20 protein-coding genes and 1 pseudogene are annotated in these 22,813 nt (G+C 70.4%); 13 read left to right on the top strand and 8 right to left on the bottom strand.

Annotated elements, in window-relative coordinates; all coding sequences use genetic code 11:
* The first annotated feature begins 829 nt into the window (after positions 1-829).
* Both ACGFR7_RS31695 and ACGFR7_RS31700 read left to right on the top strand, forming a co-directional pair.
* A complete protein-coding gene (locus tag ACGFR7_RS31695; protein WP_393325805.1) occupies positions 830-1,615 on the top strand; it encodes a hypothetical protein in 786 nt (261 codons plus the stop codon).
* 618 nt (positions 1,616-2,233) lie between these two features.
* Positions 2,234-2,377 carry a hypothetical protein gene (locus ACGFR7_RS31700; protein ID WP_359008320.1) on the top strand — a complete coding sequence of 48 codons (144 nt, stop codon included), beginning with the start codon at positions 2,234-2,236 and terminating at the stop codon, positions 2,375-2,377.
* Positions 2,378-2,561: 184 nt separating this feature from the next.
* Here ACGFR7_RS31700 and ACGFR7_RS31705 read toward each other — a convergent pair whose 3' ends face one another.
* Both ACGFR7_RS31705 and ACGFR7_RS31710 read right to left on the bottom strand, forming a co-directional pair.
* Entirely contained in the window at positions 2,562-3,005 is a 444-nt protein-coding gene (locus ACGFR7_RS31705) for a hypothetical protein (RefSeq protein WP_359008322.1), read from the bottom strand.
* Positions 3,005-5,041, bottom strand: a complete 2,037-nt coding sequence (locus tag ACGFR7_RS31710; RefSeq protein WP_393325807.1) for a hypothetical protein — start codon at positions 5,039-5,041, stop codon at positions 3,005-3,007. Before ACGFR7_RS31710 ends, ACGFR7_RS31705 begins: the two co-directional genes overlap by 1 nt.
* A 444-nt stretch (positions 5,042-5,485) precedes the next feature.
* Between ACGFR7_RS31710 and ACGFR7_RS31715 the strand changes: the two genes are divergently transcribed.
* The 5 genes and pseudogenes from ACGFR7_RS31715 to ACGFR7_RS31735 all read left to right on the top strand — a co-directional run bounded on the left by ACGFR7_RS31715 (position 5,486) and on the right by ACGFR7_RS31735 (position 8,720).
* Positions 5,486-5,626, top strand: coding sequence for a hypothetical protein (locus ACGFR7_RS31715; protein ID WP_393325809.1), 141 nt, complete (start codon positions 5,486-5,488; stop codon positions 5,624-5,626).
* An 87-nt stretch (positions 5,627-5,713) separates the two neighbouring features.
* Positions 5,714-6,202 (top strand): hypothetical protein, encoded by a 489-nt coding sequence (locus tag ACGFR7_RS31720; protein WP_393325810.1) that lies wholly within the window; start codon positions 5,714-5,716, stop codon positions 6,200-6,202.
* Positions 6,203-6,302: 100 nt separating this feature from the next.
* Positions 6,303-7,907 carry a S1 family peptidase gene (locus ACGFR7_RS31725; RefSeq protein ID WP_393325812.1) on the top strand — a complete coding sequence of 535 codons (1,605 nt, stop codon included), beginning with the start codon at positions 6,303-6,305 and terminating at the stop codon, positions 7,905-7,907.
* A 174-nt stretch (positions 7,908-8,081) separates the two neighbouring features.
* Positions 8,082-8,474, top strand: a pseudogene (locus ACGFR7_RS31730) (GDP-mannose 4,6-dehydratase); the annotation flags it as partial.
* Positions 8,475-8,537: 63 nt separating this feature from the next.
* Positions 8,538-8,720, top strand: a complete 183-nt coding sequence (locus tag ACGFR7_RS31735; protein WP_393325814.1) for a hypothetical protein — start codon at positions 8,538-8,540, stop codon at positions 8,718-8,720.
* Between the two features lie 82 nt (positions 8,721-8,802).
* Here the strand turns inward: ACGFR7_RS31735 and ACGFR7_RS31740 are convergent, their stop codons facing one another.
* Together ACGFR7_RS31740 and ACGFR7_RS31745 are read right to left on the bottom strand one after the other, a co-directional pair.
* Positions 8,803-9,618, bottom strand: a complete 816-nt coding sequence (locus ACGFR7_RS31740) for a VOC family protein (RefSeq protein WP_393325815.1) — start codon at positions 9,616-9,618, stop codon at positions 8,803-8,805.
* 173 nt (positions 9,619-9,791) lie between these two features.
* Positions 9,792-10,925 carry an acyl-CoA dehydrogenase family protein gene (locus ACGFR7_RS31745; RefSeq protein ID WP_393325817.1) on the bottom strand — a complete coding sequence of 378 codons (1,134 nt, stop codon included), beginning with the start codon at positions 10,923-10,925 and terminating at the stop codon, positions 9,792-9,794.
* Positions 10,926-11,191: 266 nt separating this feature from the next.
* Between ACGFR7_RS31745 and ACGFR7_RS31750 the strand changes: the two genes are divergently transcribed.
* On the top strand, positions 11,192-12,805 hold the full coding sequence (locus tag ACGFR7_RS31750) for an AMP-binding protein (RefSeq protein WP_393325819.1): 1,614 nt from the start codon (positions 11,192-11,194) through the stop codon (positions 12,803-12,805).
* Between the two features lie 9 nt (positions 12,806-12,814).
* Positions 12,815-13,666, top strand: coding sequence for a PaaX family transcriptional regulator C-terminal domain-containing protein (locus ACGFR7_RS31755; protein WP_393325821.1), 852 nt, complete (start codon positions 12,815-12,817; stop codon positions 13,664-13,666).
* Between the two features lie 25 nt (positions 13,667-13,691).
* Here the strand turns inward: ACGFR7_RS31755 and ACGFR7_RS31760 are convergent, their stop codons facing one another.
* Entirely contained in the window at positions 13,692-14,423 is a 732-nt protein-coding gene (locus tag ACGFR7_RS31760; RefSeq protein ID WP_393325823.1) for an HAD family hydrolase, read from the bottom strand.
* Positions 14,424-14,904: 481 nt separating this feature from the next.
* On the opposite strand from ACGFR7_RS31760, the gene ACGFR7_RS31765 reads away from it, so the two are divergent.
* Complete coding sequence (locus ACGFR7_RS31765; RefSeq protein WP_393325825.1) at positions 14,905-15,540, top strand: TetR family transcriptional regulator; 636 nt, start codon at positions 14,905-14,907, stop codon at positions 15,538-15,540.
* A 72-nt stretch (positions 15,541-15,612) separates the two neighbouring features.
* Here the strand turns inward: ACGFR7_RS31765 and ACGFR7_RS31770 are convergent, their stop codons facing one another.
* Positions 15,613-16,641: an MDR family NADP-dependent oxidoreductase gene (locus ACGFR7_RS31770; protein ID WP_393325827.1), complete on the bottom strand. Its 1,029-nt coding sequence runs from the start codon at positions 16,639-16,641 to the stop codon at positions 15,613-15,615.
* 203 nt (positions 16,642-16,844) lie between these two features.
* On the opposite strand from ACGFR7_RS31770, the gene ACGFR7_RS31775 reads away from it, so the two are divergent.
* Entirely contained in the window at positions 16,845-17,462 is a 618-nt protein-coding gene (locus tag ACGFR7_RS31775) for a ScbR family autoregulator-binding transcription factor (protein ID WP_393325829.1), read from the top strand.
* A 149-nt stretch (positions 17,463-17,611) separates the two neighbouring features.
* Positions 17,612-18,586 carry a ScbA/BarX family gamma-butyrolactone biosynthesis protein gene (locus ACGFR7_RS31780; RefSeq protein ID WP_393325831.1) on the top strand — a complete coding sequence of 325 codons (975 nt, stop codon included), beginning with the start codon at positions 17,612-17,614 and terminating at the stop codon, positions 18,584-18,586.
* 125 nt (positions 18,587-18,711) lie between these two features.
* Here ACGFR7_RS31780 and ACGFR7_RS31785 read toward each other — a convergent pair whose 3' ends face one another.
* Positions 18,712-21,063 carry an oxidoreductase gene (locus ACGFR7_RS31785; RefSeq protein ID WP_393325914.1) on the bottom strand — a complete coding sequence of 784 codons (2,352 nt, stop codon included), beginning with the start codon at positions 21,061-21,063 and terminating at the stop codon, positions 18,712-18,714.
* A gap of 2 nt (positions 21,064-21,065) precedes the next feature.
* Positions 21,066-21,893: an enoyl-CoA hydratase family protein gene (locus ACGFR7_RS31790; protein WP_311624555.1), complete on the bottom strand. Its 828-nt coding sequence runs from the start codon at positions 21,891-21,893 to the stop codon at positions 21,066-21,068.
* Positions 21,894-22,298: 405 nt separating this feature from the next.
* Here ACGFR7_RS31790 and ACGFR7_RS31795 point away from each other — a divergent pair.
* Positions 22,299-22,813: ATP-binding protein (locus tag ACGFR7_RS31795; RefSeq protein WP_393325833.1), on the top strand; the 515-nt coding region annotated here is incomplete at its 3' end.

The raw sequence follows: 22,813 nt of genomic DNA on the forward strand, positions 1-22,813 counted from the left end.
AATGCGTACGAACTGCTACAGAAGTTCACCATTGGAGGGTGCATCCCTGTCTGGCAACGGGGCGCTACAGGGTCCCCAGAGGGCTGATGCACAAGCAGCCCCAACAGCAACGGGACCGTCGACTGTTGGAGTGCCTACGCGGGCTTCCACACCCCGCAGGGGCTGCAGCCCTGGATGCCGGCACCAGGCGACGAGAGTCGTGCATCCGTGCAGGTGTCGACGGACCGCGGTAATGGGAGCCCGCCTTGAAGATGTCGTCGCCGTGCCCCATCCGTGCCCTTCGGAGCGGACAACAGCGTTAAGTACGGCTCCCAGAGACCGAAGCCAATCACCCCGCTCCAGGGAAACACGCAGGTCAGAGCCACTTTGATTGTTGAGGAGCTCATGATTCCCAAGCTCAGAGCGCAGTTTCGAGTCTCGTCACCCGCGCCATGCCGAAGCCCCAGTTCAGCGGCATGGGGGGCTTGTTCCTTCTCCAGGCATCTCGGGGTCGGCATGCCCTCCGTATGCCCCATCTCGTGCTGGCTCGCGTGGGACGAACATCCCGGGACGTCGCCAGGGCAATAAGCCGCAACCAGGAGCCGCAGAACTGCGGCTCCCTCATGACCAAGCACGACGCACTGCTCATGGTTGCAGCTGTGGTTGCATTCGCCGGCTCGACTGGCAGCGAACTCTGCCGGACAGGGCCTTGATGCCGTCGGCACCCATCCGCGATGAGATCAAGGCCCTCGTCGAGGGGCAGGTCACCGAGATCGCACCGCGATCGCGTCGGGGATATCCGGAGCCACTGCCTGTCGCATAGGCCCGGCGGCGCCGTAGAGTCGGCCAAGTGCGCTACGGACAGAAGGCATTGCTGCCAGATCCCGGAACGTTCCCTGACGAGAAGGCTCTTGCCGCGTTCGTCCTCGGCAAGCTGGACCAGTGGTTCCACATTGAGGAGCAGGTACCAGGACGCTACTGGACCGGAGAAGAGACACGAATAGACGCAGTGCTGAGGCCTCGAAATCCGGGAGGCTGGCACGATGAGGGCCCTGCCTTCGGCGTCGAGTTCAAGAGCCTCGCTCCGAACACCAGCACCGGCGACCGCTACGGCTGGGTTGCGCAGGCCGTCGGATACACGCACTGCCAATGGAAGGGCTACGGCAGGCTGGGGATCTTCCTCTGCCCGTCCCCTCTGACCTGGCTCCTGTCCCGCGCCGACAAAGCCGCCACGGCCCGCCAGCGGCAGATCAGCCCTAAGGTGCTGGAGAAGGAACGTCAACAGGTCCGCGAGTATGGGCGCCGCTTCGGCAAGGAGTACTCCGACGCGTACGTCGACAGGGAGGCGCTGCTGGCACACCGGCGCCGCCTCGGTGAGCTGACATATGAGGAGTTCACCGCTCGTGCCGGTGGGTACGCCAGCGCCGACGAACGAGAACGCGAGCATGATCTGCGAACGGCCGAGGAGCTGACCCACCTCCTGGGACAACTCAGCGTCGGTGAACTCATGCCCTACGAGAAGATCGGCTGGGCACTCATGCGGTCGGGAACGCGGCTGTGGAGCGAACACGGAGGCGTGGCCAAGGTCGCGTACGGACTGCGTCCCCGTATCGGCTCCGAACGGCGCAGGTGCTGAGGCCGTCACCCCGGCAGGCTGCCGAGAGGAGCCGGCAAGGCAGGGTCGGAGGATGTCTCCTGTTGCTCCTGTTACTACTAGCCCTGGCCGGCGGGCCGGGAACAGGCAGCAAGGCACCGGTCGGCACGACGCCATCGCACTCGGCATCGGTCTCACCAATGCACCACCCGTAGGCGGCGGCCCACACGGCAGCAGGCCCCGCCAGATTTCACGGGGCCTGCTGCCAACCGAGATCAGTCGCAATGATTGCCCGAACCCAACCACGAAGGAATAGAGCCGCAAGAGAGGCGATCACAGGTGGGAGTCCCCTGGGACTTTTCTGGGATTTCCGGCTGCATCACAGGCACGAGCGTGAAACAGCCGAAAGACCATCAGCACAGGTCAGCGCCCCGCAGCCACCCATCGCGCCAGGTCACGGCACCCCCTGGTCTCTTCCGGGATATCTGACAGCCGTCATCTGGATGCCGCTGCCCCCTTCCTGACCTGCAGGGATACGGGCCCGGAAAGGGTGCCGCGGCACCTCTGGGATTTCTCTGGGACTTTGTGCCAGGATCGGTCTCTTCTCGCCGTCCTGAAATTACGACTGCGCGAAGACCGCATCGATGGCGGAGCTGCCGCGTGCCGCACCATCTTGACCTGACGTCGGACGCGCACGACCTCCTCGGCGAAGTCGATGTCCTCCGTCGACAGGCCGAACGCCTCCCCTTGTCGGAGGCCGAGGCCCTCGTCGATCTCGACGAGGACGCGATAGCGCTCCGCTAGAGCTGTCCGGACGGACAGCACGCGTTCGGGCGGCCATGCCTCGACCCGGCCCGGGTTGGCTGCCGGCGGGCGGGCCGTCATTTCAGGTATCAGGATCACGGGGCAGCCCTTGTGGTCGGCTCAAGGGCGGCGGAGGCAAAGGGCTCCCGCCGCCGATGAAGGGGTCATTCCCTTGCGCGGTGGGCTACTCCCCGCGCATCCAGTCGGGCGATTTAACGCCCCAGAACTCGTTGAGTGCCAGGCAGAAAGAACGGGATTCCCGACCCAGTTCGCCCCAGATCAGGCGAAGATCAAAGCCTTCGTCCCAAGCCATCAGCAGCGGTTCGAGGAAACCGGTTCCCACCGCCGTGCGGTCCTCGTGGCTCTCGGTGGCCATGATGCGTTCCAGGACTCCGAGGACTCTCCTGCGTTCCTCCGAGGGCATCGCGGGAACATTTTTACAGAACGCGCCGGCGAGCAAACCCAGGCGTGCGGTCAGTGGCGGAACGTCATCCTCGTCCCGCTCCGTGGGAACAACCAGATCCTCACCATCCGGTTTGTTCCGCCACTCACGGACTTCCTCGCGGTCACTCTCGGCGAGCACCTGGCTCGCGCCGAGCAGTTCACTCCACCAGGTAGGTGTGGACATCAGGGCTTGCCCTCCAAAGAATTCTGCAGATCACGGATCACATTTTCCGCGGCATGGCGGTCGGATGCCGCTGCCTCGGGATTATTCCTGAGCCATCTGCCTAGGAACACGATGGCTTGCTCAGCCTTATCTATATGGTCCGAATCGCCCACGAGTTTCCCTGTGAGCTTGGTGAACCGGACGGCGGCTGCGGTGCTCCCATTGCCGATAACGGCGTTCTTGCGCCACAGCTTATCTATGGACTCTTGCAGTTTCTCGTTGCCCACCTGCGGCTTCTGCATCTCGGCCCAAAGGATGTCCTTGTAAGCCTCGTGAAGGTACCTGTTGTGCGCCAGCTGGTTCAACGGGCGCGAGAGCCCTCCCAGCCATTTCCAACCGAGCTTCCTGCCGAGCGGCTTGAACAGTTTGGCCAGTCCGGACCCGATGCCGTTTTCCAGGTATGGCTCGACGGCCGGGGTGTTCTGGAGCTGCTTCATCAGTTCCGGGCCGCATTTGTCGCTGTTGCCCGCGTCGGAGAAGATGCTGTTGCTCGTCCACGAGCAGTACCCGGCCAGGAGCATCGCGGCCGCGTCGTCGCGGTCCTTGAAGGTGTCCATCCTGAGGTGGTCGGCGTTGTCCCCCATCCACCTGTCGAAGTCCGCAGCCAGCGCCTCGCAGGAGCCGACGCCCAGCTTGTCGGGGAGCGGGACGCCATTGAGGTAGCAGGTGCCGTCGAAGGACAGCAGTGCCGAGCCGTTCTCATAGTCCTTGAGGGTGTCCACGGTCCCGGCGCCCTTGCCGCCGGAAGGCTCGGAGGTGTCTTTGCGCCGTTCCGCGTCTTCCTTGCGCCACTTCTCGGCCGCGATTTCGACGGCTTCAGTGGCGGCCTTGGCCGCTTCGGCGGCGTCCTTGTTAGCGTCGAGGGCGGACTTGCGGGCCGACTCCGCGGAGGCGTAGGCCAGGTCCGCGTATGTGCGGGCCTGAGCCGCGGACGACGATGCCCGGTTGGCGGAAGCGGTGGCGGCAACTGCCGCTCTGCCCGCGGATGCGGCAGCCTGCTTGGCCTGGCGGGCGGAGTCGGCGGCGCTTTCGGCGGACACATCGGCGTCGTGCGCCGACTTCTTCGCGTCGTCGGCATACCCCTGGGCCTCGGTGGCCGAGTCCCGTGCCTGCTTGGCGTACTTGTTCGCCTCGTCCGCCGCGTGCCGGGCCCTGGCTTCGGCTTCGGCTGCTTGCGCGGCATTCTTCTTGGCCGTCGCGGCGGAGCGCTGCGCGTTGGCGACGAGGCGGTTGACCTCCGCCACGTGGACCGCGGCGTCGAAATCCTGCTTGGCCGCCTTGAAGTGGGCAACGCCGACGAAGTCCCGCAGCATGGACGGCGGACCGGCCAGCGCGACCTCGGCAGCGGCCTTCACACGAGCACCGCCCTGGTGCATGATCCGTAAGGTTTCGGCACGGTCGTCCACCTCGCGAGCCGCGTACTGGCCTACGTCGAGGAACTCCCGCAGCCGGTCGGCGGTCCCGGCATCGATGGCTGCGCTGCCCCGCTCATTGACCGAGGGCCCGCCGTCCTTCATCAGCCGCAGGATCTCGACACGGTAGTCGTCAGCCTGTGCCGTGTGCTGACCCGTGGTGAGGAACTCTTCTATCTCGGCCGGCGATCCGGACAGGGCGGCCAGTGCCGCTCTCTTCAGATTCGGCCTGTCGGAGTCCGCCAGGTGACCGACCCTGGCGCGATCGTCCTGCTCCGCCGCGGTCCTGCGGCCGGTGAGCAGCCACTGCTGAACGTCGGCGCCGGTACCGGACAGCGCATCCGCCGCGGCCTGCTGCGTCCAGGGCCCCCCGGCGACCATCAGCCGCATGGCGGCCCGGCGGCCCTTGGCGACAGCCGTACCGGTGTCCGCGTCCTTCGCGGTCGCCTCGGTGAGGAGTTGTTCGGTTTCCTTGTCCTGCCGGGCCGATTCGGCCCGCTCCCAGGAGAGGTCCTCGTCCTGCTCCTTGTCCTTGTCCTTGGCGTCCTCGGCGGACTGGATGGCCTGTTCCTTGTCGGCGTCCAACTGGGCGGCTTCGGCCTTACCGCGGTCTGCTCGACGGTGCGGGCCTGTTGCGCCGCCTTGCCGGCGTCGTTGGCCGCGCTGATCGCCGCGGTGGCGCACTTCTTGGCCTTGTCCGCCCACCGGTTGGCCTGGCCGGCGTGTTGTGCGGCGTCCTCGGCCGCGTCGGCGGCCGCGTCGGCGGCCGCGTCGGCGTGCTTGGCGGCGCTGTCTGCGGCGCTGTGGGCTTCCTTCGCCGCAGCAGCGGCTGTATTGGCCAGCGTTTCGGCTGCATTGGCGGCCCGGGTCGCGGTGGCCGCTGCCCGGCGGGCTCTGGCCGCGGCCACCGCTGCGCGGTGTGCCTCCGCACCCGCCGTCGCCGAATAGGTCCCTGCCTCGGCCGCCGCCGTCGCTGCCGCTGCCGCGTGGGTACCGGCGCTGGCCGCCGACTGCGCGGAGTTGACGGCGTTGAAAACGGCCTTCATCGCGTTGAGCGCGGCATCCGCGGCGGTGCGTGCGCCGGCCGCGGCGGCACGGGCGTCCTGGGCCGCCTTCCGGGCGGTCGACGCCTGGCTCGCGTCCTGGGCCGCGGAGTTCGCCGACTGGTAGGCACGCGACGCCGCCTGCCCGGCGGCGGCGGCGGCCGAGGCCGCGGCGGACGCGGCGTTCGCGGCTGTGCGGGCCGCGGAAGTGGCGGTGTTGGCCGCCTGCCGACTGCTGGCCGCCGGCATTGTGGCCGCTGCCGCGGTGCTGCACGGCGCAGCCGTGGCAGCGGCCGCGGACCAGCCGGACGACCCGGGAACCACGACGGAACCGTCGGCGGTCGAAGACTTCACCTATCCGCAGGCCGACAAGATCTTCAAGGAGAAGGGCATCCTCCTCAAGCGCGGTGACGGGCACATCGTGCTCGCCACCTGCGACAGCCGTCCCGGTCTGGTCGAGGTGTCCACCCGCGACTTGGGGAAGTTCTGCTTCCGCGTCACCGGGAAGAAGGGCTACCTGAGCATGGAGCTCCCACGGGTCTACGGCATCAAGGGCAACGACTACAAGCTCCGCGCCAACATGACGGTGAACAACCGCGAGGCGTCCTTCGACATCACGAAGAACGCCTGGACCCCGGTGGGCGAGACCGCGGACCCCACCCACCGTGACCACACCCTGCTGGAACTCGTCGCCACCAGGTGAGTGACGCCCCCCAGCACCGGTCCGACGAAAGCAGGCGCGGCTCACCGCTGCCCGTCCAGCAGCTCTCGCTGCATTCCCACAACTCCCGGGGGAGACACAGGTGTTCGGCAGGAAGCCACGCCTGGCGTGGTTAACCGGAGTCCTCACCACCGGCGTCGCGGCAGGTCTGCTCACCGCCGCACCGGCCCACGCCGTGGTCGGCCCGGCGGTCAAGGACGGTGATTTCGCCTTCACCGCGCAGCTCGACATCGGTGGCCAGCGCAGCTGCACCGGAGCGCTGGTCGACCCGCAATGGGTGATAACCGCCGCCCGGTGTTTCGCCGACCGGCCCGATCAGAGCACCAAAGTCGAGCCCGGCGCCCCGAAGCTGAAGACCGTCGCCACCGTCGGCCGTACCGACATGAGTGGCGACAAGGGGCAGATCGCGGACATCGTGGAACTCGTGCCCCACGCGGACCGGGATGTCGTCATGGCGAGACTGGCCAAGCCGGTCACCGGGATCACACCGGCGACGGTCGCAGCCGATCCCGCCGCGCAGGGCGAGACGTTGCGGGTCACTGGCTACGGGCGCACCGAGGACGAATGGGCACCCGAGCGCCTGCACTCCGCCGAGTTCACCGTGAAGGCGGCGGACACCACCTCGTTGAAGATCGGCGGGGCGGATCCCGCCAATGCCGCCATCTGCGCGGGCGACACCGGCGGCCCCGCTTTCCGGACGGTGTCAGGACGACCGCAGCTGGTCGCCCTCAACAGCACATCCTGGCAGGCGGGCTGCTTCGGCGTCGACGCGGCTGAGACGCGCAGGGACGCGACCAGCACCCGCGTGGACAACCTGAACTCCTGGGTGCAGAACGTCCGATACCGTCCGGCCTTCGCCGGCGCACCGTGGGCGAAGGCGACCCACATCGCCACGGGGTACTTCACCGGCGGCTCGGCCGGCGGTACCCGGGACATGGACATGATCGTGCGCTGGACCGACGCGGAGGTCACCCTTTACCAGGGCTCCGACGAGAGGGACGGCCGAGGCCCCTTCTCCACCGAGTACCAGCTGGCGGCACCGCCGAAGCCGGGCAAGACGAGCATCTGGCAGTACGCCAAGCAGTTCACCGGTGCGGGCTTCGGGGGCGGCACGGACGGGCTGACCGTGCGCTGGGGCGACGGGGAGCTGACGCAGTACGCCCACGTCGACAAGAGCGGCTTCCACGCGGAGAAGCAGCTCGCCAAGCCGAAGAACGACAAATGGCCGCACGCCCGGCAGATCGCCATGGGCCGATACACGGCCAACGCCCAGCGCGACGACATGATCGTGACCTGGGACAACGGCCGGGTCACGCTCAACAGCGATCTCGCCACCAATGGTCTGAATGCCGAGAAGACACTGATGAAGGCGAACACAGCCTGGAAGGAAGCGGATCAGATCACTGCGGGCGAGTTCACCGGTAAGAAGACGGCGGACCTGCTCGTCCGGTGGTCGGACGGTGCCGCCAGCATCTATCCAGGCGTCGATGCCGATGGCTTCCACGGCGACATCAGCGTCCGCCCACGGATGTCCTTCTGGAAGAACGCGACGGTGGTAGCCGCCGGTGCCTTCGCCGCCAACGACCGGGCCAACGACATCATGGTGCGGTGGGCGAGCGGGGCGGTCAGCCTCTATCCGGGCGTAGACGCTGCCGGTACGCACACTGAGATCCAACTCGTCCACTGAACGTGACCCGCTGACGGCCCCGCCACCGGATTCGGCGGGCAGGACCGTCAGCGGCGCCGTCCGGCCAGGCGGCAGACGAACAATCTACCTGGCATGCCATACAGGTGGCCGAGCGAGATCGCTTGGCATCACGAACTCTCCAGCACCTGACACGGCTTCGCAGTGAGCAGACCAATCATTCCGCTGTTCGTCACCCGCCTCCTGGAAGGGCGCCAGGTGCCGCTCTACGGAGATGGCAGCCAGGTCCGTGACTGGCTGCATGTGAAAGACCACTGCCGCGCCATCCGGCTTGTTCTGGAAGGCGGCCGGGCCGGGGAGGTCTACAACGTCGGCGGTGGCACGGAACTCACCAACAGGCAGCTCACCGACCGGCTCCTCACCGCATGCGACGCGGACTGGGACAGCGTCGACCATGTGGCGGACCGCAAGGGCCACGATCTGCGTTACTCGGTCGGCTGGTCAAAGATCCGCACCGAGTTGGGGTACGAGCCGCATCATGCATTCGACGAGGGGCTGGCGGAAACGGTGGCCTGGTACCGGGAGAACCGCGATTGGTGGTGCCGTTGACCGGTCCGGCCTGCGGCGACCATCGGGGGATCATGGCCTGCCCGTTTGCCGCACAATGGTCCCATGACACACAACGAGGAACAGCGCACCCCGTCTCCTGACGCGGTTCTCGCGCTCAGCATCTCCTTCGGCCTGCTGGCCGGAGTCGGACTCGGACTGCTGGTCTTTGACAACCTCGGCCTCGGCATCGGCGTCGGTGTCGCGCTGGGAGTGGCGATCGGTGTAGCGCGTCGGTTCCGGCGCTGAGGGCTCTCCCTCGCGTGCTCGGTACCCATTCCAGCCGGGTACCGAGCGCAACCGCCTTCCCCCACGAGGTGCATCGTGCACGTCACAGGGCCCCGGAACCCAGGTCCCCCTCAGGGGTGAGCACCACGAACTCCGCGCCCGAGGAGTCGTTGCAGACGGCCAGCCGGCCGACGCCCGCGGCGGTTTCCGGGCCCATGGAGAGTGTGCCGCCGTTGCCCGTCACCAGGCCGACGGTGGCGTCGCAGTCCTTGGAGCCGAACACCGGGTGCCAGTACGGCTTTCCGCCGGGCCCGAGCAGATCGGCGGGCACGCCCATGAGGCCGCCGTGCATCCGGTCCTCGCCGCATCCCGCGGGGGTGAGAAGGGTGTAGATGCCGCCACCGCCGGGGAGCGGCATGTCCTGGGTGCTCCAGCCGAAGACCGTGGTGTAGAAGGTCTGCGCGGCGGCCGGATCGGTGGTGTACAGCTCCGTCCAGCACAGGCTGCCGGCACCGTCCGCGGTTTCGATGCCCGGGTAGCGCACCGGCTGCCAGACGGCGAACTCCGCGCCCTGCGGGTCGGCGAGCCGGGCGAACCTGCCGTCGTCCGCACCGACCGGGGCGGGCGCCGAGCGGACCGAGCCGCCCGCCTGCTCCACCGCCTTGGCCGTGGCCTCGGCGTCGGGGGTGTGGAAGTAGAGCGTCCAGGCGGAGCGGGCACCCTCCTCGGGGAGCGGGCCGACCGCGCCGACCGCCGTTCCGTCGAGCCGGAAGAGCGTGTATCCGCCCGCGTCCTGATCACCATGGGGTTCGGACCGCCAGCCGAACACGGCCCGGTAGAAGGCCGTTGCGACCTCGACATCGGGGGCGCCGAGGTCGAGCCAGCACGGGGAGCCGGGGACGAAGTCAGTAGTGATCATGATGATTCCCTTCGCGGATCCTCTGGATTCAGCCTGCCATCCGGTACTGACAACCGCCCGTCGGCCGGGCTCCGGCGTCCGCGCGCCCGCCCCCGGCTGGGCCGGGGGCGGTAGGCCCGCACTGAGATGCGTTACTCCTCGGTTCGCGCAACGCCCCGGAACCACACGGGAGTTCAGGGCCGCTTGCGGTACAGCTCCTTGGCGATGATCGAGCGCTGCACCTCCGTGGCGCCCTCGTAGATGCGGGGGGCACGGACCTCGCGGTAGAGGTGTTCCAGCAGGTGGCCGCGGCGCAGCGCACGGGCGCCGTGGATCTGGACGGCGGCGTCGACGACGTACTGGGCGGTCTCGGTCGCGAGCAGCTTGGCCATGGCCGAGCGGCGGGCGATGTCCGGGGCTCCGGTGTCGTACGCGGAGGCGGCCGCGTACACCAGGAGGCGGGCGGACTCGACCCGGGTGGCCATCTCGGCGAGCTGGTGACCGACGGACTGCAGGTCCCTGAGCGGGCCGCCGAACGCGGTGCGCACGCCCGCGTGCGCCAGCGCCGCGTCCAGCGCGGCCTGCGCCATGCCGACCGCGAAGGCGCCGACGCTCGGCCGGAAGAGGTTCAGGGTGGCCATCGCGACGGCGAAGCCGCCGTCCACCTCGCCCAGGACATCCGCCCTGGTCACGGGCGTGCCGTCGAACTGGAACGTGCCGATCGGGTGCGGGCTGAGCATGTCCAGGTGCGCGCCGGTCAGGCCCGGACGGCCGGCCGGCACGAGGAAGGCCGTCACGCCGCGCGCGCCCGCCCCGCCTCCGGTGCGGGCGAAGACGGTGGCGAAGTCCGCCTCGGGGGCGTTGGAGATCCAGCACTTCTCGCCGGTGAGCCGCCAGCCGTCCGGGCCGTCCGGCTCGGCGGCCAGGGACAGCGCGGCGGCGTCCGAGCCCGCGCCCGGCTCACTCAGCGCGAACGACGCGACCGCGCGGCCGACGGCCACCTCCGGCAGCCAGCGGGCGCGCTGGGCCTCGGTCCCGGACTGCACGATCGGATATGCCCCCAGGCCCTGGAGCGCCAGTGCGGTCTCCGCCTCCGTGCACTCCTGGGCGAGGGATTCCCGCAGCAGGCACAGGTCCAGGGCGCGCAGGGCGCCGCCGTCGGGGAACAGGCGGCGCAGCAGGCCCAGTTCGCCCAGGGCCGCGACCAGCGGGCGGTTGACCCGGCCCTCCTCCCCCTTCTCCGCCAGCGGACTCAGCCGTTCGGCCGTCAGCGCGCGCAGTTCGGCGCACCATTCCAGCTCATCCGGTCCCAGCGCGAATACGGTCACGAGGCGGCTCCCTGGTAGCGGTCCTCTATCGCGGTCTGTTGACTGCCGTCACGAACACGTTACGCTGACGACGGATCCGAACGGCAGTACCCGACCCGTGGAACGAGCAGGCAACCGCGCCGTCCCGGTCGGTCACCGCACCGCCCCGACCGGTTGCCGCACCGTCCCTCGCCCTCGCCCCGCCGTCTCCCGGCCGCCCGTCGGCCCCCTTCCCGCGAGTCCGCCACCGCCATGATCCGTAAGACACGCCCTAGGGGGCATACGCCATGGAGCTACGGTCCTCGGCCCACACCGACACCTTCGCGCGCGACCGGCTGCCGCCCCACGACCAGTGGCCGCACCTCACCGACCTGGGCTACCCCGACCGGCTGAACTGCGGCGCCGAGCTGCTGGACGCCACCATCGCGCGGCTCGGTGCCGACCGGCCCGCGTTCCGGGACGCGGGCGGGCCGGTCTGGACGTACGGGCAGCTGCGTGCGCAGGTCGACGCGATCGCCCGTGCGCTCACCGGCCGGCTGGGGGTGCTGCCGGGCAACCGCGTCCTGCTGCGCGGGCCCACCACGCCCTGGCTGGCGGCCTGCTGGCTCGCCGTGATGAAGGCGGGCGCGGTCGCGGTGACCGTGCTGGCCGCGCAGCGCCCGAAGGAGCTGGCCACCATCGCGGAGATCGCACAGGTGCGCCATGCGCTGTGCGACGTCCGCTCGGTCGATGACCTGGTCAAGGCCGAGATCCCGGGGCTGCGGATCACCACGTTCGGCGGGGACGCGCCGGATGATCTGCGGCAGCTGGCCCGGCCCGGCGGCGCGCCGTACAAGGCCGTGGAGACCTCCGCCGACGATGTGGCGCTGATCGCCTTCACCTCCGGCACCACCGGCCGCCCCAAGGGCTGTATGCACTTCCACCGCGATGTGCTCGCCATCGCGGACACCTTCTCGGCGCAGGTGCTGCGTCCGGAGCCGGACGACGTGTTCGCCGGCAGCCCGCCGCTCGGCTTCACCTTCGGTCTGGGCGGGCTGGTGATCTTCCCGCTGCGGGCCGGAGCCTCGGCCTTTCTCGCCGACTGGGGCGGACCGGAGCGTCTGCTCGGCGATATCGCGGCGCACCGGATCTCGGTGCTGTTCACCGCGCCGACCGCCTACCGCGCCATGCTGTCCAAGCTCTCCGGGCACGACGTCTCCTCGCTGCGCCGGTGCGTATCGGCCGGTGAGAACCTGCCCGCCGCAACCTGGCAGGCCTGGCACGAGGCGACCGGTCTGCGGATCATCAACGGCATCGGCGCCACGGAGCTGCTGCACATCTTCCTCTCGGCCGCCGACGGCGCGGCCCGCCCCGGGACGACGGGGATTCCGGTCCCCGGCTTCCGGGCGCGGGTGGTCGGCGCGGACGGCACGCCGCTGCCGGACGGCGAACCGGGGCTGCTCGCCGTACAGGGGCCCACCGGCTGCCGCTATCTCGCGGACACCCGGCAGACCGACTACGTACGGGACGGCTGGAACATCACCGGGGACACCTATGTCCGCGAAGCGGACGGCTACTTCCGCTATGTGGCCCGCGCGGACGACATGATCATTTCGGCCGGCTACAACATCGCGGGCCCCGAGGTGGAGGACGCGCTGCTGCGCCACCCCGACGTGAGCGAGGCGGCGGTGGTGGGACGGGCCGACGAGGACCGCGGGCAGGTGGTCGTGGCCCATGTCGTGCTGCGGCCCGGCGTCTCCCGGGGGGAGGACACCGTCGCCGCGCTCCGCGCCTTCACCAAGACCCGGATCGCGCCCTACAAATGCCCGCGCGAGATCGTCTTTCACACCTTGCTGCCGCGCACCCCCACCGGTAAGCTCCAGCGCTTCCGGCTGCGGGACCTCCAGCGGGACCCCCTCTAGAGTGACCCGGTGAACGACCAGCAAACACAGCGCACCCCACGGTCCCTGATCGTCACGTTCTACGGCGCCTACGGCCGCGGCGGGGCCGGGTCGGCGGACGGCACCGCCGCACCGGTGCCGGTCGCCGCCCTGATCCGGCTGCTCGGTGCGCTCGGAGTGGATCCGCCGTCGGTGCGCTCCGCGGTCTCCAGGCTCAAGCGGCGCGGGCTGCTGGTCCCCGCGCGCACCGCCACCGGAGCGGCCGCGTACGAGCTGTCCGACGCGGCCCGCCAACTGCTGGAGGACGGCGACCGGCGGATCTTCGGCCGCCCGGCCGCCCGGTTGTCCGACGGCTGGGTGCTGGCCGTCTTCTCCGTCCCCGAGGAGGAGCGCCACAAGCGGCATCTGCTGCGCTCCCGGCTGTCGCGGCTCGGTTTCGGCACCGCGGCACCGGGTGTGTGGATCGCCCCCGCCCAGCTCTACGAGGAGACCCGGCACACCCTGGAACGCCTGCAACTGTCCCCGTACGTCGACCTGTTCACCGGTGAGCACGCCGGTTTCGCCCCCACGGCCGACGCGGTGGCCCGCTGGTGGGACCTGGACGGCATCGCCGCGCGGCACCGCGCCTTCCTCGACGAGCAGGAACCCGTCCTCCGGCGGTGGTCGCGGCGCCGCTCGGTGCCCCCCGAAGCGGCCTACCGCGACTATCTGCTGGCGCTGGACGCCTGGCGTCAGTTGCCCTACGCGGATCCCGGGCTGCCCTCTCCCCTCCTGCCGGAGGACTGGCCGGGGGGCCGCGCGGCGGAAGTGTTCAGCCGGCTGCACGCCGCACTGCAGGCCGCCGGGGCCCGTTACGCGCACGAGGTGACGACCGGCGCATAGCGTCCTCGCTCCGCCACCCGCCGCCTCAGCGGCGGCGCTGCTGGGCCCCCACCCCCACGGCCGGCCGTGGCCGGGCAGCAGCGATCACGGAGACCACGTCCTTGAACGAGCCGCACATCCGGGTGCCGGCGACCGCGGCGAGTTCACCGAACGTACCGACCCCGTAGGTCACCGCGACCGGCTCCATCCGCGCGGTGACCGCCATCCTCATGTCCCCCACGGTGTCCCCCACATACGCGCTCTGCCAGGCCGCGACACCGAGCCGGCCGGCCACCCGCAGCACCATCTCCGGGTGCGGTTTGCCGCGCCGGACCATGTCCTGGCCGATGACCGGGCCGACCAGATCGCGGATGCCCATGACGTCGAGCAGCGCCTCGGCGCTGCGGGTCGTCTTGGACGTGGCGACGGCCAGCTCCACGCCATGGGCGCGCAGCGCGGACAGCCCCGCGGTCACACCGGGGAAGAGCAGCTGAGGTCCCTGGCACAGCACTTCATAGGCGAACAGCTCGCGGTAGCGGGAGATGGCCGCCTGCACCCGGCCGTCGTCCTCGGGCTTGCCCAGCAGCCGGCCGAAGGCGGGGCCGGGCGGCTTGCCGATGGCAGCGGCCGCCTGCCGGGCGGTCACCGAACACCCCTGCTCCGAGGCCACCTTGACCAGCAGCTTGCTGATCGGGGGCAGGGTGTTGGCGAGGGTGCCGTCCAGGTCGAAGACGGCGGCCCTGATCGTCTCGCCGCCGGCGCCCCGTGCACCTCTCACGGGACGTTCGACTTCCGTTGCTACGCGCATGGCTGGAGACCTTTCCGGATTCCGATGGGGGTGCAGGGGCTCGGGTGACGTTGCTGGCTCGGCTGGTGGGGCGGCCTGCGGTCGAGGACCGGTGAAGGCAGAGGCGGTCTCGCCATGGCGCACCGCTGTCCAACGGCGGTACGCGACCGTCAAGGCGGCTGCAACGGAAGGGACCTTCCCGCTTACCGCCTTCGGAGATTTAAAAACCGTCTGCGCTGTTTGTCAATGGACCCCTACTGCCCCTGACGGGTCGACAACGCCCTTACCGGGGGCCAGACTGGGGGCTTGGCGCCGGAATGGCCGCCGGGGATCCGATCGAACGGTCGATCGCCGACTTCACGTCAGGGCCCGCCAGTTCCGGCCAATCACCGGGAGCATACAGAACCGCATGGTTGGTTTTCTATGTAGACTGCATTGAGCTCGCAGCCGTACTAGAGACGGGACGGACACCGTGCCCACCCAGCATCGCGCCATCCAGAGCCGCCAGGCACTCATCCGCTCGGCCGCAGAGACCTTCCTGGAGAAGGGGGTACCCGCCGCGGGCATGGTCGAGATCAGCCGGCGGGCCCGGCTGAGCAAAGGAGCGCTCTACTTCCACTTCACCTCGAAGGACGACCTCACGCTCGCGGTGCGGGACGCGGCGCTCGCGACCCTCCAGGAGATCGAGGACGCCTTCACCCGCTCCCCGGAACCACTGGCCACCGCCGTAAGGAACTTCACCGTCGAGCTGTTCGAGCGGGTGGAGTCGGACGCCGTGCTGCGCGCCGGGCTGCGGTTGCGTCCGGAGACCGCGCCGGGGCTCGGCATCTACGCCCTGGAACAGCGCTGGTACGCGCTCTTCCTCGACAAGGCGGTGACCTGCGGGACCGGCGGTCCGGTCGGACCGCATGCGTCGGACACCGAACCGCGGCGCACGGCACAGCTGTTGACCTCACTCGTCGTGGGCCTGCTCCACCTGGGCAGCGAGGACCGGACGTGGTGGGAGCGGGAGGCCGTGGTCGGCCTGTGGGCGCTGCTGCCGGCCGCGCCCGGACAGGTACCCGCCGTCGGCATCCCGGCACCGACGCAGATCAGCGCGGCCGGCTGACCCGGACCGGCCGCCTGGCCTCGCCCGCCGCCCCGCCCCGCCCCGCCCGGCCCCGGCTCTCGCGCCCCGGCCTCACAACTCGACCAGCACGGCCCCGATATGACATCCCCGCGTGAGTTCGCACAGCGCCTGCGGCGCCTGCTCGATCCCCTGCAGAAGGGCATGCGGGAAGACCAGGGAGCCCTCCCGCAGGCCCTGGCCGAACTCCTTGGTCCACTCCTGCGGCAGGTCCGGATGCGCGTGCAGGCCGAAGCCACGCAGGAGCACCCGCCGCGTGATGATCAGCCCCGCGTCCAGCTCCACCGGGGCGCCGCCGCCGACGCCCCCGCCCAGCTGGCTGGAGAGCGCGCCGACCAGCGCGAACCGCGCATCGGGGCGCGCCATGGCGAGCGCCGCCGTGAGCTGTTCGCCGCCCACGGTGTCCAGCAGCACATCGATGCCGCCCGGCGCGGCCCGGCGCAGCTGGCGCTCGATCGGCGCGGCGCCGCGCACAATCGTGTCGTCGTACCCCAGCTCGGCGCGCAGCCGGGCCGCCTTGCGCTCCGAGCCGGTGCTGCCGACGACCCGTCCTGCGCCCAGCCGCCGCGCCAGCTGCCCTGCCATACTGCCCACACCACCCGCTGCCCCCGTGACGAAGACGGTGTCCCCCGGCCGCACCTCCGCGGCACGGCGCAGCGCACCCCAGGCCGTCGCGCCCTGCGACAGATGCGCGGCGAGGGTCGGCAGCTCGTCCGCCGCCAGCCGCCGGACGCGCGACTCCTCGACTGCCGCGAACTCTCGCCAGCCGTACGGATGACGGACCAGTTCGCCGGGTGTGAAGCCGCCGTCCGGAGCCGCCACCACCTCACCGACCGCAGAGCCCCACAGCGCCTCACCCGGCACAAATGAGGCCATGGGCAGCCGCATTCCGGCCATCTGCGTCCGCATCGCCGCGGTCACCGCCATCAGACGGGTGCGCACCAGCACCTGCCCCGGCGCGGGCTCGGGCACCGGGACCTCGGCGATGGTGAAGTGACCCGTGGTCAGTTCACCGTCCGGCCGGTCGGCGAGCCGGACCTCGCGGTGCACGGCGGGTATGGCGGGGACGACGGTGGGGGGCATCGGACAGCTCCTCGCGCTCGTAGTACTCGACGGCATCGCAGCGGTTCGCGACGCCTCAGCGCACCCTTCGGACTTCCCACTCGTTCCGCGCAATTCAATACCGCATGGTTGGCTTCTTTATGATGCGGAAATAGACTGCACGGCCACGGGAGCGGGTCGCACTCAGGCACAACAACTCCAAGAGAGCATACGGAGGATGATCGGTGGTCAAGCAGGAACGCGCAGTGCGCACCCGGCGTGCCGTCCTCGAAGCAGCGGCTCATGTCATCGGCAGCCGCGGGTACCAGGCCGCCACGATGGCCGAGATCATCCAGCGCGCCGGGGTCACCAAGGGAGCCGTGTACTTCCACTTCACGTCCAAGGACGCACTGGCCCGCGCGGTGATAACGGAGCAGACCGATCCGTTCCTTCCGCAAGTCAGCGAGTCCCGGCTGCAGGACGCCATCGACTTCACCCACCAGGTGGCGCTGGCCCTGCGCAGTGACCCCTTGCTGCAGGCCGGCACCCGTATCGCGGTCGAGACGACGTTCAGCGAGGACCCGCTCGTGCCGTACCAGGCCTGGACCGACATCATCACGACGATGTTCACCGAGGCCCGGGACAACGGCGAGCTGCTGCCCGGCGTGGCACCGGACCGGGCGGCCGAGTTCTTCGTCTCCGCCTACATGGGGGTGCAGTTGTTCTCGCGGGCCGCGACCAACCGCGCAGACCTCCCGGAGCGCGTCACGGCCCTGTGGAAGCACACGCTGCCGGGTCTGGCGTCGCCGGGCGCGCTGGGCCATCTGGACCCGCACGGCCGCAGTGTGAAGATCTCGGCCTGACGTCCCTGCCCCCGCCTCCCCGGCGGACCAGGGCTCGTCCAGGCCCGAAAAACAAACCACATGGTCCGTATCTTATGGTCGGGCTGTCATCACATCACCGAGGCTCGGCGCGTCAGGGCGTTGAGAGCCGTACGCAGAAAGGAAGACCTATGGCCGGCGCGACACTCACGCCGTACTTGCGCGATCAGCCCCACGACCTCGGAGGCCGGTTCGCCGACGGAACCGGACCGTCCGACCTCACCACGACCGTGCCGCGCGAGTACGTCCATCGCACCGCCATCTCCGAGGTCTTCCTGACCAACTGGCGGCGCGGCGACGAGGGCTGGGTGGTCAGCGCCCAGTGGCCGCGCGCCCACACCTTCTACGGTCCGGTCCACGGGCTGCACGACCCGCTGCTGGTGATAGAGACCATCCGGCAGGCCGCGATATTACTGAGCCATGTCGCGCACCGGCTGCCGCTGGACCACCCGATCATCTGGCAGCGGGTCCGCTATGACCTCGCTCCGCAGGCGCTGCGCACCACGGACCAGCCGGCCGAGGTCACGCTGCACATCACCGACCGCGACATGGTCCACCGCGGCACCCGGCTGGTCAGCGCCCACCAGGAGTTCCGGATCGTGTGCGACGGCGCCGACCTGGCCTCCGCGACGCTCCTCTACTCCTGTCACAGCCCGGCCGTCTACCGCCGGCTGCGCGGCGAATACGGCGACCTGGCCCTCGCCAACTCCCGGAGGCTGCCGCTGCCGGAGGCCGTCGCCCCGCAACTGGTCGCCCGGGAACGCGACCGCGATGTGGTGCTCTCCCCCACCGACCGCCCTGACCGCTGGCAACTACGGGTGGACACCTCGCACCCGGTGCTCTTCGACCATCCCGTGGACCACGCGCCCGGCATGCTGATGGTCGAAGCCGCCCGGCAGGCCGCGCAGGCGGCAACGCCCGGCTTCACCGTGCCCGCCGCGTTGGACTGTGCCTTCGAGCGCTACGCCGAACTCGATGCGCCCACCTGGGTGGAGGCGCGCACCACGGACCGCACCGACGGCGACCGGCGACAGGTCGAGGTCACCGTCGAACAGCACGGCAAGCCGGTGGTCTCGGCGCGGATCGCCTGCGTACCGACGTCCTGACCGCCCCGCGCCGACCCCCGGCCCCCGGCCCCCGGCCCCTGCCACCCTGACCGGCCGTCCTCACCGGCCCGCCGGCTGCCGGGCCGGCCACGGAACGGCCCCGCCCCGCTGCCCGTGCCTCCCCGTCACCGCAGCGTGAGGCGGGGCTTCGGCGCGTCGGTACGTCCGGTGGGCGGGGTGCGGCTGCCCGCCTGGTAGGGCAGCGGCCAGACGGCGCCCGGCCCCGCGTACCCCTGCTCCGCGGCGGCGTGCAGCGTCCAGTGCGGGTCGTACAGGTGCGGTCGGGCCAGTGCGCACAGGTCCGCGCGCCCGGCCAGCACCAGGGAGTTGACGTCGTCCCAGGAGGAGATCGCGCCGACCGCGATGACGGGTACGCCGACGGTGTTGCGGATCCGGTCGGCGAACGGGGTCTGGTACGAGCGGCCGTAGTCGGGGCGCTCGTCGGGGACGACCTGTCCGGTGGACACATCGATGGCATCGGCGCCGTGCGCGGCGAAGGCCCGCGCGATCGTCACCGCGTCGTCCCCGGTGGTGCCGCCGTCCGCCCAGTCGGTCGCGGAGATACGGACCGTCATCGGGCGGCCGGCCGGCCAGACGGCGCGCACCGCGTCGAAGACCTCCAGCGGGAAACGAAGCCGGCCGGTGAGAGCACCGCCATAGGCGTCCGTGCGGTGGTTGGTCAGCGGTGAGAGGAAGCCGGAGAGCAGGTAGCCATGGGCGCAGTGGAGTTCGAGAAGGTCGAAGCCCGCCCGGGCGGCCGACTCCGCGGACCGGACGAACTGCTCGCGTACGGTGTGCAGTTCGGCCGCGGACAACGCATGCGGGACCTGGTTGACGCCGGCACGGTAGGGCAGTGCGGAGGGCGCCATGACGGGCCAGTTGCCGTCCTGGAGCGGCTGGTCGATGCCCTCCCACATCAGCCGGGTCGAGCCCTTGCGTCCTGAGTGGCCGAGCTGGACGCCGATGGCGGTGCCGGGCGCGGAGGCGTGGACGAAGTCGGTGACCCGGCGCCAGGCCGTCTCGTGTTCCGGCGCATACAGCCCCGTACAGCCCGGTGTGATCCGGCCCTCGGGGCTGACACACACCATCTCCGTCATCACCAGCCCGGCGCCGCCCAGCGCCCGGGCGCCGAGGTGGACGAGGTGGAAGTCGCCGGGGGTGCCGTCGCCTTCCGCGGCGGAGTACATGTCCATCGGGGAGACCACGACGCGGTTGCGCAGGGTCAGCTCCCCCAGCCGGAACGGCGTGAACATCGGGGGCGTGGCGGACGGGGTGCCCGCCTCGCGCTCGACGGCGGCGACGAAGCCGGGGTCGCGCAGCCGCAGGTTGTCGTGGGTGACCCGGCGGCTGCGGGTGAGGAGGTTGAAGGCGAATTGGTGGGGCGGCTGGTCGAGGTAGGTGGCCAGCTCCTCGAACCAGGCGAGGCTGGCACGGGCGGCGCGCTGGGTGGAGGCGACGACCGGGCGGCGCTCCTGCTCGTACGCGGCCAGGGCACCGGCGGTGTCGGGCTGCTCCTGGAGGCAGGCCGCCAGCGCGAGGGCGTCCTCGACGGCGAGCTTGGTGCCGGAGCCGATGGAGAAGTGCGCGGTGTGCGCGGCGTCACCGAGCAGCACCGTGTTGCCGTGCGACCAGCGGTCGTTGACGACCGTGCGGAAGGCGATCCAGCTGGAGTTGTTGGAGCGCAGCGACCGGCCGCGCAGCGCGTCGGTGAAGACCTTGGCGCACCACTCCGCCGACTCGCGCTCATCACAGCGGTCGAGTCCGGCCGCCCGCCAGACCTCCTCGCGCATCTCGACGATGACCGTGCTGGCCCCGAGGGTGCCTTCCGCCGTCCCGGAGGGTGGTGCCCCGGGGTGCTGCTGCGGGGCGGGGTGCTGCTGGGCGGGCGAGGGGCCGGCGAAGGGGTAGGCGTGAAGCTGTACGACGCCGTGCTCGGTCTCGGCGATCTCGAAACGGAAGGCGTCGAAGGCGAAGTCGGCGGCGAGCCAGATGTAGCGGCAGCGGTGGGTGGTCAGTTGCGGGCGGAAGGCGTCGGCATGGGCGGTGCGGGTCGCGCTGTGCACCCCGTCCGCGGCGATCACCAGGTCATGCGTGCGGGCCAGCTCGGCGGCGGGCGGGGCCTCGGTACGAAAGCGCAGGTCGACGCCGAGATCGCGGCAGCGCCGGTGGAGCACGGCCAGCAGCCGGCGCCGCCCCAGCGCCGCGAAGCCGTGCCCGCCGGAGGTCAGGGTGCGGCCGCGGTGCACGATGTCGATGTCGTCCCAGCGGACGAACTCCGCCTGGAGGGCACGGTAGACCTCCGGGTCGGCGTGCTCGATACCGCCCAGGGTCTCGTCGGAGAGCACCACGCCGAAGCCGAAGGTGTCATCGGGCGCGTTGCGCTCCCAGACGGTGATCTCGCGGGTGGGGTCGAGGCGCTTGAGGAGGACCGCGGCGTACAGCCCGCCCGGTCCCCCGCCGATGACGGCGACCCGCATGGCTATTTCCCCTGCCACTTGGGCGTCCGCTTCTCCGTGAAAGCGGCATGGAATTCCGCGTAGTCGGCGCTGTTCATCAGCAGCGCCTGAGTGGCGGCGTCCATCTCGACGGCGGCGGCCAGCGGCATGTCGAGTTCCGCGGTGAGCAGCGCCTTGGTCTGGGCGTGTGCCAGCGCGGGCCCCTCGGCGAGCCGTCGGGCGAGCGCCGCGGCCGCCTCGTCGGCCCGGCCCTCGTCGGCCAGCTCGCTGATCAGGCCGAGCCGTTCGGCCTCCGGGGCCCGGACGGCGTCGCCGAGCATCAGCAGCCGGGTGGCATGGCCGAGGCCGATCACCCGGGGCAGCAGATAGGCCGCACCCATGTCACCGCCGGAGAGGCCGACCTTGGTGAAGAGGAAGGCGAAGCGGGCGGACGGGTCGGCGACGCGGAAGTCCGCGGCCAGCGCAAGCACCGCGCCCGCGCCGGCCGCGACCCCGTGCACCGCCGCGATCACCGGGAACGGGCACTCCCGCACCGCCCGTACGACCTGACCGGTCATCCGGTTGAAGTCCAGGAGCTGCGCGGTGTCCATGCCCAGGGTGGCGCCGATGATCTCCTCGACGTCGCCGCCGGAGCAGAAGCCGCGCCCCTCCCCCGCAAGCACCAGGGCACGTACGGAACGCTCCCTGGACAGCTCGGCGAGCAGATCACGGAGGTCGGCGTAGGCCTCGAAGGTGAGCGCATTGAGCTTGTCCGGGCGCGCCAGCGTGACGGTGGCGATCCCGTCCTTCCTGGTCACGCGGATGTGTTGCCAGGCGTCTGTACTGCGGGCTGATCCTGCGAACGGGCTCATCGGGCTGCCTGCCCCCTTTGGCCTACCGGCCGGGTGGATGGTGTTCCGGATGCCGTGTCGAAGTTATCACCGGTTGGTGACTGTCGTCACGAGGACGCGATAGCGGCGCGGCGGCGCCGTGAGGATGTCATCGCGCCATTGCTTCACCGTTTCATCCCCTCGTGGAGTCATCGCCTCGTGGAGTCATCGCCTCGTGGCGTCATCGCGTCACGGCGTCACCGCGTCACGGCGTCACCGCGTCATCGCGTCGCCACCTGCCGAAGGTCCCGGCCGCCGTATGACTTAGGTCGTGCCCTTCCTGGTCACTCGCCCCTGCTCCGACCGCCCGCGCGCTTCCTACCGTGGACGTGTCCCATCTGGCCTCAGGTATCCGGCCCGGCCTTTTGCGAACGGAACGGACAGCACATGCTGGAACCGCCCGCCCCCTCGACCTGGCGCATCACGCTGCCGCGCGGCGCGACGGCCGTCCCCATCGCCCGCGCGATGGTCAGGACCGCCATGCAGGACCTCCGGGCCACGGCCGACCGCACCACCGCACAGCTGCTGACCGCCGAACTCGTGGCCAATGCCCTGAAGCACACCTGCGATACGGACCCCATCGAGCTGGTGGTGGAGCTGGGGCCGGCAGGCTGCCGGATCGAGGTGCACGACAGCGATCCCCTCCTCGTCCGTGGGCTCGGCGGCCCGCTGCCCCTGCCGGCTCTGGACGCTCCGTCCACCGGTGAGGGCCACTTCCCGATGCAGCGCACGAAGCGCGGCGGGCAGGCCGGGCACCACGACGAGACGGACGGCACCGAGCCTGCCGGGCACCATGAGGGGGGCCACGACGGGGCGGATGACGTATACGGGGCGGATGACGCCGATGGGGCCGACGATGCCGAGAGCAACGGAAATGTCTCCGCTGGTGTGGATGCGGGCAC

Source organism: Streptomyces sp. NPDC048516, from assembly GCF_043199875.1.
In the GTDB taxonomy this organism is placed as follows: Bacteria; Actinomycetota; Actinomycetes; order Streptomycetales; family Streptomycetaceae; genus Streptomyces.

Bases quoted from the DNA above. Each gene is read 5' to 3' on its own strand.
- ACGFR7_RS31705 (WP_359008322.1), bottom strand. From the start codon at position 3,005: ATGTCCACACCTACCTGGTGGAGTGAACTGCTCGGCGCGAGCCAGGTG.
- ACGFR7_RS31735 (WP_393325814.1), top strand. From the start codon at position 8,538: ATGACACACAACGAGGAACAGCGCACCCCGTCTCCTGACGCGGTTCTC.
- ACGFR7_RS31740 (WP_393325815.1), bottom strand. From the start codon at position 9,618: ATGATCACTACTGACTTCGTCCCCGGCTCCCCGTGCTGGCTCGACCTC.
- ACGFR7_RS31750 (WP_393325819.1), top strand. From the start codon at position 11,192: ATGGAGCTACGGTCCTCGGCCCACACCGACACCTTCGCGCGCGACCGG.
- ACGFR7_RS31770 (WP_393325827.1), bottom strand. From the start codon at position 16,641: ATGCCCCCCACCGTCGTCCCCGCCATACCCGCCGTGCACCGCGAGGTC.
- ACGFR7_RS31780 (WP_393325831.1), top strand. From the start codon at position 17,612: ATGGCCGGCGCGACACTCACGCCGTACTTGCGCGATCAGCCCCACGAC.
- ACGFR7_RS31785 (WP_393325914.1), bottom strand. From the start codon at position 21,063: ATGCGGGTCGCCGTCATCGGCGGGGGACCGGGCGGGCTGTACGCCGCG.
- ACGFR7_RS31790 (WP_311624555.1), bottom strand. From the start codon at position 21,893: ATGAGCCCGTTCGCAGGATCAGCCCGCAGTACAGACGCCTGGCAACAC.